The organism is Actinocorallia herbida (genome assembly GCF_003751225.1).
In the GTDB taxonomy this organism is placed as follows: Bacteria; Actinomycetota; Actinomycetes; order Streptosporangiales; family Streptosporangiaceae; genus Actinocorallia; species Actinocorallia herbida.
The window spans coordinates 4,640,679-4,650,599 of sequence record NZ_RJKE01000001.1; the positions used below are offsets into that span (position 1 = coordinate 4,640,679).

Here is a 9,921-nt window from a genome sequence, read left to right on the forward strand (position 1 = left end):
TCAGGCGGCGCTGCGGATGCGCAGGACGAGCAGGGCGCCGAGCGCGCAGGACACCGCGCCGACGAGGAACCAGATCGAGTAGCCCGCCCCGTCGAACAGGGCGTTGCCGAGCGGGATGACGGCGACGCCCGCGAGGAACGGGGCGAGGGACTGCGGGAGCGCGTTGGCGATGTTGAGCACGCCGAGGTCTTTGGCGGTGTCCTCGGGGTTCGGCAGCAGGCTCAGGCACAGGGCGTTGTCGACCGCGAAGAACAGCCCCGCGCCCAGGCCGAGGACGACCTCCAGCACGATGATCATGGTGAGCCCCGCGTCGCCGAGCAAGGGCGTGCCCGCGACGCCGACGAGTGCGAGGGCCATGAGCAGCCCGCCGCCGACGATGAAGGGCTTGCGCTTGCCTACCCGATCGGAGGCGAACCCGCCCACCAAACTGAACAGCACGAGGGCGAGCACGCTCGCGGCGTTGGCGACGGCGTTGAAGGCGAGCTGGTCGTCGGTGTCGGTCATGCCGAAGTCCGCGGCGAGGAACAGGGTGAGGTAGCTGGTCAGCGCACCGTAGCCGAGCATGATGAAGAACTTGCTCAGCCACGCCCAGCCGAAGTCGGGGTGCTCGCGCGGGTCGAACACGAACGAGGTGAGCAGGGTGCGCAGCCCGAGCGGCTCGGCCGGGGGCGACGTGCGGACGCGGTCGGGCAGCCGGAGCGCGAACCACAGGCCGAGGACGAGGGCCACCCCGGCGGGCACGGCGAAGCGCAGGACGTCGTTCGGCAGCACCGACAGCAGGACCGAGCCCACCAGGATGCCGACCGGCGTCACCGCGCCGACGATGCCGGAGACGCCGCCGCGGCGCTCGTCCGGGACGTGGTCGGCGATCGTGGCGCCCGAGGCGGCGAAGGCGAAGTTCGCCGCGCCCTGCGCCGCGCACCAGGCCACGAGCAGCACCGGAACGTTCGGCGCCAGCGCGCAGACGACCAGCGCGACGGCCAGCGTGACGACCCCGCCGACGAGGAACGGGCGCCGCATCCCGAACCGGGAGGCGCACCGGTCGGACAGGCGGCCGGCGAGCGGCTGGCACACCATGGCGAGCACCGCGCCGGTGCCGGCGACGAGCCCGAGCTGAGAGGGGGCGGCGTCGACTCCGACGAGGTTCTGGATCTTGACCGAAAGGCCGCCGATGACGGGCGCGAGCACCGCCATGTACAGGCCGAACTGGGCGAGGGCGAGGCGGGGGACGAAGCCGGGCGGCGTCTTGCGCGGGAGCGCCGCCTCCGGGGGGAGGGTCTCGACCATGGGGGACTCCGGGGTGTCGGGGCCTCTCTCCGTGGGACGGTCCGGAGAGACGGCGCTCACATTTCTACACTTGTGTAGGTTTTTGTCAAGCAGTGCTAGCGTCGGTCCCATGACCCCCACGGCATCGGCCCCCGCCCCCGAGGACCCGCCCCGTGGCGCCGCCCGGTCCCCCCGAAGCGGTTACGCCAAGGGCAGGGCCCGGCAGACCGCGATCATTCGCACCGCCGCGGAGTACTTCGCGCACAAGGGCTTCAGCGCCGCGACGATCCTCGACATCGCGGCGGCCTGCGGCATCTCCCGGGCCGGCCTCCTGCACTACTTCCCCGACAAGGAAGCCCTGCTCCAGGCCGTCCTGGAGGACCGCGACACCGAGGACCGCGAGCGATTCCGCCCTTATGCCCGGATCCCCGACGGACTGGGCGTCCTGCGCGGCATGGTCGACCTGGCCCAGCACAACCAGCTCGTCCCCGGCCTGATCGAGCTGTTCGTCCGGCTCTCCGCCGAAGCCTCCGACCCCGACCACCCCGCCCGGCCCTACTTCGCCGCCCGCTACGCCCGCATCCAGGACGGCACCGCCCTCGCCTTGCGCCGGGCCCGCGAAGCCGGACACGTCCGCCCGGCCGTCGACCCCGTCGAGGCCGCCGTCCGCCTCACCGCCCTCATGGACGGCCTCCAGGCCCAATGGCTCCTCAACCGCGACATCGCCATGGCCGACCACGTCCACACCGCCGTCCTCGAACTCCTCACCCCCACCGGCACCCGCACCTTCGACGCCCTCCGGCTTCCCCCACCACCGGCGCCGCTCGAGCCCTGACGCAGCGGGACGAGGTCGTTCGCCCGTATCGCAGGGTGATCACCGTGCCCGCCCACTTCACCACGATCTGTCGGTCGGTCTCCCGCGCGCTCAGGCGCGTTCGGCGGTGAGCCAGATGTGCTCCTTCATCCGGAAGGTGCTCCGCCAGACGGCCTCGCCGACCTTGCCGAGCGGATCGCAGCGCAGCCGCAGCGGCACGCGCCGAGCCGACCGGCCGGCGCAGGCGTCCGCGTCCGACGGCAGGAGGCCGCGTCAGCGGCGGGTGTAGAGGCCGGCCTTTCGGCGCTGGGCGTTGGCTTCGGCGATGGCTCGGCCTTCGCTGCGGTTCTGGGCGGCTGCTTCGGCGCTCAGGCGGACGCGTTCGCCTGCGGGGGTTTGGGAGAGGGGAGCGCGGTGGCCCACGTCGTATTTGCCTGGACCGTTGTACTTCTCGCCGATGCGTTGGGCTTCTTTGCGCATTTTGGGGGTGACGCCGCGGTAGGCGCCGGGCTTGGGGTTGACCTTGGGGGCGTAGGCCTTGCCGGCGCGGGTGCCGGTGCGGTCGATAGGGATGATCTTGTGGAGGGGGACGTCGGGGCGGACGGAGGCGGCGGCAGAGCCGCTTTCAGCGGCTTTGACAGCACTTTTCGCCGCCTGCCCGGATTCGGCGATCTTGTCGGCCACACGTGCGGCTTGGACCGCGTTCTTCGCGGTCTCCGCCGACTTGGTGACGTTGACGGCCTTGGCTCCGGCCTGTCCGGCCTCCAGGCCACCGCCCACGCCGCCCGCGCCGACGAACATGAAGGCGGGGGCACGAACGGCCCGTCGCAGGAAGGGGGTGGCGACCTCCACGGCCTTGCCCACGCCGGCCGTGCCCGCCTCGATCACCAGGTTCTTGCCGAGCTCCTTGCCGACTTCGGCCGCGCCGGCGTAGTGCTCGTCCACCTCGAACTGCGGAGCGTCGACCCAGCTCGCGGGCCCGTTCCAGAGTCCCTTGCCGAACTGGACGACGTCTCCGGCCTCGATGTGGCCCATGCCCTCCGCGCGGCGCAGCGCCTCGGGGTCGGAGACCTCGGGCTCGGACGGCTTCGCAGGGGCCGCGGGCGGCGGCGCCGCGGGCAGGGCTCGTCTGCCCGTGGTGACGGTGGACGGCCCGGTCAGGCTGGCGGACGGGACGCTCGACGTCTTGCCTTCGTCGGCGTCGAGCCAGGTCATCGAGGTCGGCTGCCCACTGGGCGTGAGGATCGGGGTGCCTTCGGTGCCGGCCGGGTCGATGATCCCGATCGGATCGTCGTGCGCGTAGCGGTAGACGTTCGTGCCGTCGCCGAGCCCGTCCGGGTCGCAGCTCGTCCAGCGGGCGAGCCATGGCGCGTAGTACCGCGCGCCGTGGTAGCCGAGCCCGGTCTCCTCATCGCGTTCCCTGCCCGTGAAGCGGTAGCGCTTGGGGGTCTCGGTCTGCCCGGCCACGGCCTGATAGGAGGTGCTGCCGTACGGGGTGTACTCCTCGTAGGAGATGATCCTGGCCTGGTCGTCGAGTTCGAGGCACGCCGAGCCGCGGTGGTCGGCGAGCTGGTACCGGATGAGCCGGTCCGGCCCGCGGTCCTGTCCGGAGGTGCGCGTCTCGACCATGGCCACGCGGACCGCGCCGACCATCACGTGCAGCGTCTCGCGGACGACGGTCTTGTCGCCCCGGATCCGCCGGTGGATTTCGAGGTCGCCGAGATAGACGCGCTCCTCCGACCCGCCGGACAGCGTGTCGGACCGCTTGCGCACCCGGCGCCCGTCCGCGTCGTAGGTGTAGGCGACCGAGCCCGCGTCGCCCAGGTCGGCCGACCGCAGCCGATCATCGTGGTCCCAGAACAGGTTCGGGTCGGTCCCGCCGCTGAGGTGCGGCAACCGCGTCAGGTTGCCGTGTGCGTCGTAGGTGTACGGCTCGGCCTCGCCCTGTCCGGTGGTGGTGCCGGTCAGCCGGTTGGTGCCGGGCTCGGCGTAGGCGAACCGACGGGTCCAGCCGGATCCCCCGACATGCCGCATCGCGAGGAGGTTTCCGGCGTCGTCGTATTCGTACTTCTCCAGATATCTCGCCATCGCGCCGCCGTCCCCGGGGTGGGGCAGCCGCACCCGCAGCGCGTCGTCCGCCGAATGCGGGACGGGCGCGAGGTTCTGGCCCAGGTGCTCCCGGCCGGTCGCCTCGATCAGCCGGTACACCGCGTCGTAGGTGTACTCGGTGCTCGGCTCGACGACCTGGTTGGCGAAGAAGATCTGCTGCTGGGCGTCGTCGCGGATGTGGACCACGTTGCCGACCGGGTCATAGGTGTAGCCGAGGTCCTGGAGGCGTCCGCCGTCCCGGGTACTGAGCATCCGGACGAGCCGGAAGGTCCGCGGATCGTAGGTGTACGACGTCGTCACCCCGTTGCCGTGGACGATCCGTGTGCGGCGCCCGTGCGCGTCGTAGTCGACCGCGGTGACGAACGGCGTCTCCACCCCGGTGGACCCGAGATCGACGTCGACGCGCTGGACCTGTCCGGCCCGGTCGTAGGAGTACCGGACTACCGCGGCCGCCATCTCCGGCGTGTGCGGCGAGGTCACCGTGACGGGCCGGTCGAGCGCGTCGTAAGTGGTCGACGCCTGGTGGCGCGCCGGCTCCAGGAACCCGGAGAGCGCCGCCTCCACCTCCGCGAGGTCGAGCACCCCGGTGCCGTCGAGGTCGGCGACCCGTGATCCGCTCGCCAGGCGATGGACGGTCCGCAGCGGATTGCCCTTGAAGTCGAACACCTCGGTCTCGACGGCGCCGGACCTGTCGAGCCGCAGGTGGACCGCGCCCCGCAGATTGCGGGCCGTCGCCTCCGGGTGCTGTTCGCCGTACACGAGGCGCTCGATCAGCACGGCGTCGACAAAGGTCCGCAGCGGACGGCGCAGGCCGTCGTACTCGGTGTGGAAGCCGTGTCCGCGCTGGTCCCAGCTGCGCAGCGGCAGGCCGAGGACGTCGCCGATCATCCAGCGGGCCCCGGAGTCCGCGCCGTGCTCGAAGATCGTGGCGCCCATCAGGTCGTACGCGCGGCGCAGCACGACCCGCCCGAGCCCGTCGGGTCCGATCAGGTCCTCGACGGCGCGCCGGTTGCCTTCGATGTCGAGGGCCGTCCGCGTGGTCAGCGGGCGTCCCCCGCAATCGGCGACGGTCAGGAAGGGCCTGCCGAGCACGTCGAGGTGGACCGCGGTCGGGGTGTCCGCATGGGCGGCGGCCTTGACGGCGGCGGCGCGTTCGACCGGGCCGAGATCTCCGTTCCCGCGCTCGGCGTGCCAGGTCCGCCACCCGGGCAGACCCGCGAAGAACCCAGCGACATACCCGGAGATATCGCGATCGGTCCGAGGGTCGGCGAGCACCGTGTCGTTCCGGTCCCAGGTGAGGTGCCGCCAGGGGTCGAAGACGAGCTTCTCGTACGTGTGGTCGGGATGCACGACGGCGACGACGCGGCCCAGCGGGTCGTAGAACGTGACGGGCCCGACGCCGACCGCAGCGCCGGACTCGAACCGGTGAGTGGCGCTGAAGAAGGGCTCGAAGGTGCGGACGGGCAGGCCCTTGTTGTTGAGGACGGTCCAGCCGCTTACGGTCCAGCGCGGGTCGGCCACGGGTCCGCCGTCCATCACCGGGCCGGGCGCCGACCGCTCCTTGCGCTGGATGATCCTGCCCAGCCCGTCGGAGTAGTCGAGGGCGAACCCGATCCGCGTCGGCGTGCCGGGGGGCAGGTCGGCGTCGTGCGTCTCCCTGGTGAGGACGCAGACCGCCGCGGGCCGCGGGTCCGGTAGATCGGCGGTCCGCAGGTAGCCGAACATGTCGTAGACCAGCCGGCTGCTCGCCCGGCCGAGCAGGGCGTGCGCGCCGGTCCCCGGCGAGTCGAGCAGCCCGGCGATCTGCGCCTCGGTCAGGTCCGGGTCGAGCCCGTCGAGTGAGTCACCCGCGTTCTCGCCCGGTCTGCCGCACACCGCGGTCGCGACCACGAACCCGAGCGCGTCGTAGGCGACCTGGGTGCGGTTCCCATTGGGATCGGTCACCTGGCCGGGCTGCAGGACCCGGTAGTCGTTCCCCTGCGCAGTGACCCGGTTGCCCACCGCGTCGCGCGTCTCGACGACGAGCAGGTCGTGGTCGTCATACCGGATGAGGCCCAGGCCGCCGAAGGGGTCCCTGGTCCGGCACGGCAGGAAGAAGTGCTCGCGGGCGTGCGCGAGTTCCTGCGCGGCGGTGTCTCCGGCGTCGGGCGACAGGAAGACCTGCCCGGACGGGACCCACCAGAGCCCATCGGGGTCGGTGGCGGGAAAGAGGCCGCCGGCCATCAGGTCCCGGCCGGGCAGGTACCCGCCGCGGTCGCCTCCCGGGCCGCGCAGGACGGTGTCGGGGTCGGGGAGCAGCGCGACGCCGTCGCGCTGGAGGACGCGGCCGAGCAGCCCGTCCGTGAGCGCCAGGGTGTACGTCTCGCCCGGCAGCGCCCGGGGCTCGAGCCGGCCGAGCGGCAGGAGCGCGGACAGGTCGTCGGCGCGGTACAGGACGCGGGTCCATTCGATCAGGCGGCGCCTCCTGACACCGTGCGCGGTCTCCTCGTACCCGATCTCCGCTTCGAAGATCGGCTGGAGGCCCGCATCGACGAAGTCGCCGGGCCGGTGGACCGGCCCGTTCCGCGGATATCCCGTCAGCTCGAAGACGCGGGTCTCGGCGGGCAGCGGGGTGAGGTGGTCGTCCGGGAGATCGATCGGCTCGGTGCGGCGGTTCTCGGTGTAGGTGAGCAGCGGGGTGTTCTGCCGGTCCTGGTCCGCGGTGTGCGGCAGCGGCGAGGGACGGCGTCGCCCGTAGCCGATCACCACCTCCTTGAGCGGATTGCCGCACGGGTCGGTCTCCAGCACGATCGAGTGCCGCACGCGCGGGTCGTCGGGGTCGCGCTCGTGCAGGCGCTCGAAGGTCTCGGCGGGATGCACGGTGAACACCGCGTGCCCGGCGGCGCCCCTGCGCTGTTCCAGCCGGACGGTGAAGCCGTGCTCGACGACACTGTAGGGATGCTCCTGCCTGGGGTCGCCGTCCTGGGCATAGATCTCCTGGCGTGCCATCGTGCCCTTGAGCGCGCGGCGGGCCTCGCGTTCCTCCTCTGGCGGCAGCCCTTCCGGTAGCGCAGGAGAGAGCGATCCGACCGGGAGCCTTGCGGTGTCGCCGGTGTGGAACCAGGTGCGGGTGAGGACGGGCGGCAGGTGCGCGGCGGCGTCCTCGTCGGCGGCGCCGGTGAGGGCGCCGATCTCTTCGGTGTCCCACTGGTCCACCGTCCCGAAGCCGCGGAACTCGCGCTCCGCGCCGTCGAAGAAGCCGTCGTGGTAGGCGTACCTGGTGACGAACCGGTTGCGGCCGATCCGGTCCCTGGTCTCCACCCGCGTCACCACATGGACGGGGAACGGCAGCCGCGTGCGCCACGGGCGGCCCTCCGACTCGTCCTGGAGCGCGAATCTCGTGGAGGGCGCGTAGTCGGCGAGGGTCTCGACGCCGAGGTTGTTGACCGTCTTGATGAGCAGGTACGGCTTGCGCTCACCGGTAAGCCGCACGTAGCGCATCCGGTGTCCGCCGTCGTCCGGCAGCGGCGAGGACCACAGCAGGCACGAGGTTCCGTCGCCCAGCAGGTCGGTGACCTGGATCGACGCCGCGGAGCCGATCGGGGGGAACCCGTCTAGAGGCCGGGCCGGGCTCCAGCCATTGCCCGACCGGTTGTAGTAGAGCCGAACTCCGTCGCGGTGCAGGTAGACGAGGTCGGCGGTACCCGTGCCGTCGATGTCGGCGAGCCGTACGCGCCGCTGGTCGAACTGCTCGGGATGATCGAGCAGCGGCGCGCCGTCCATGGTCACCTTGGCGCCGAACCTGCCGTGGCCGAGGTTGGGCCAGTAGCAGATCTCCCCGTTCTCGATCCTGGCGAGATCGAGGAGGCCATCGCCGCTCAGGTCGGCGAAGTGGACCGCCCGGTTCCGGTTTGCGAACACCAGGCGGGGACCGCGCTCCTCGTCGGACGGCACGGGCACCCGCAGCGCACGACCGAAACCGGCTTCGCCGAGGGACGGGTACCGGACGAACGCGTCGTCCTCGAGCACCAGCACGTCCGGGCGGCCGTCCCCGTCCAGGTCGATCATCCGCACCTCGTCGCCGGTGAGCGCGCGACGGGGCGAGGAGTCGAACGGACGGAAGGGAAGCCATCCCTCCGCGTCGTCACGTTCGTAGAGGCCGGGCATGGGGCCGTCGAGCACGACGAGGTCGGGCCTGCCGTCGCCGGCCAGGTCCATGAACGCGGCACGGCCGCCGTCCAGCCCTGGTCGCGGTCTGGGGTCCACCTGCCGCGTCGGCGCGAACCACACGGATCCGGTTCCGGCGGGACTCAGGTTGCGCGTGTAGAACCAGGCGCCTGCCTGCTCGGTGAGAATGCCGGGAACGCCCTCCCCGTTCAGGTCGACCCACTGGTACGCGGCGGGGTCCACGCCGGCCGGCAGGTGGCGCAGCATGCCCGGGTCGATCTCCTGGACGAGCCGGGGGCCGACCGGGCTGGAGTACTCGAACTCCAGGGGCGGGAGGCTTCGCCGGAGGAGGCGCTCCCCCGCGCGCCGGTGGCCGGTCTGGGTGACCGAGCGCAAAAGGCTGTACCCGGAACCCGTCTCCTCGGACGCGGAGTAGGCCAGGTCGGTGGAGCGAACCAGGCCGTCACAGCCCAGGTCTCCGCCGGGAATGTGGTGAAAGGTCAGGATTCGTTGGCAGCGGCGGGTGGTGCGCACCTCGAACCCCGCGCGGTAGGACGAGAAGGGGTCCTCCCGGAACGTCCACGCACCCCGGTCCCGCGGCGCCGGGTCGTCCGGGTCGTGCTCGCCGTAGTCGAAGACCACTTCGAACATGAATCCGGCGTCCGCCACGCGGTCGGCGGGGAGATCGGCGAGGAAACGGGGCCGGCGCCCGTCCTCGGTCAGCAGCGGACGGCGGTTCCCGTACTCGACGCGCTTGAGATACCGGTTGGCGGAACGGCGCGGATCGTCGGCGGCTCCCCGGTTCCGCTCCGACGGGCGGGCGAGGTCGACCCCCAGCCCGTCCTCCTTCACGTAGCGGTAGCGGACCACGTTGCCCTTGTCGTCGCGGGTCTCGCCGAGCAGCCAGGAGTAGACGCGGGCGGGGTTCTCCGGGTCGGCGATCCTCGACTCTGGATCTCCGCCGTACAGCGACAGCAGGTTGTCCTGGGTGATGACGCGCCAGTGCGTGTCGCCGTCCGCGAGCCGGGTCCAGCGCTCGATCCTGGCGTACAGGTCGTCGATCCTCGGCCGGTGGCGCCGGATGGCGAACCGCGGATCGGTGGTCGTGTCGTCCGGCCCGTGCAGCGGTACCAGATCCTCGGCTCCGGAGAGCAGAAAGACGTCCGAGTCCGTGTAGGTCGGCAGGCCCCGGTCGGTCTTGCGGCTGATCGAGGGAAGGGACAGGCTCCAGCCGAATCCGAAGGCGCCGTTGCCGGAACCCGAGTCGTAGGCCAGGGAGAGTTCGGGATCGAGCCCGGACCTGCCCTGGCTCGTGGCGATCGGCACCGTCACCGTCCCGGTGCCGGTCACGGGATTCGCCGCGAACTTCTCGCCCAGGCCACGGATGGCCCCGCCGCCCTTCGGCAGCGTCACCGCCGGGGCTTCCGGCCCGCGGGAAAGCCGGTCCCCGCGCGCGTGGCCGCCGTCCTGCCCGAGGAGATCTGCATGCGACACCGCGTCACCTCGGCTCTCTCTCCCCGCTGGTTGTACCCGGGCCGCGGCGGGCTTGCGTAATGCCCACCCGAATCAACCGTTTTGTTTCCCTA

The 9,921-nt window shown here is 71.8% G+C and carries 3 protein-coding genes; 1 reads left to right on the forward strand and 2 read right to left on the reverse strand.

Features of this window, described 5'->3' with window-relative positions; genetic code table 11:
- Window positions 1-1,287 carry an MFS transporter gene (locus EDD29_RS21510; protein WP_170201497.1) on the reverse strand — a complete coding sequence of 429 codons (1,287 nt, stop codon included), beginning with the start codon at window positions 1,285-1,287 and terminating at the stop codon, window positions 1-3.
- A gap of 109 nt (window positions 1,288-1,396) precedes the next feature.
- On the opposite strand from EDD29_RS21510, the gene EDD29_RS44955 reads away from it, so the two are divergent.
- Window positions 1,397-2,101 (forward strand): TetR/AcrR family transcriptional regulator, encoded by a 705-nt coding sequence (locus EDD29_RS44955; protein WP_170201498.1) that lies wholly within the window; start codon window positions 1,397-1,399, stop codon window positions 2,099-2,101.
- A gap of 252 nt (window positions 2,102-2,353) precedes the next feature.
- Here EDD29_RS44955 and EDD29_RS21525 read toward each other — a convergent pair whose 3' ends face one another.
- A complete protein-coding gene (locus EDD29_RS21525; RefSeq protein WP_123666145.1) occupies window positions 2,354-9,829 on the reverse strand; it encodes a SpvB/TcaC N-terminal domain-containing protein in 7,476 nt (2,491 codons plus the stop codon).
- Window positions 9,830-9,921 lie beyond the last annotated feature (92 nt).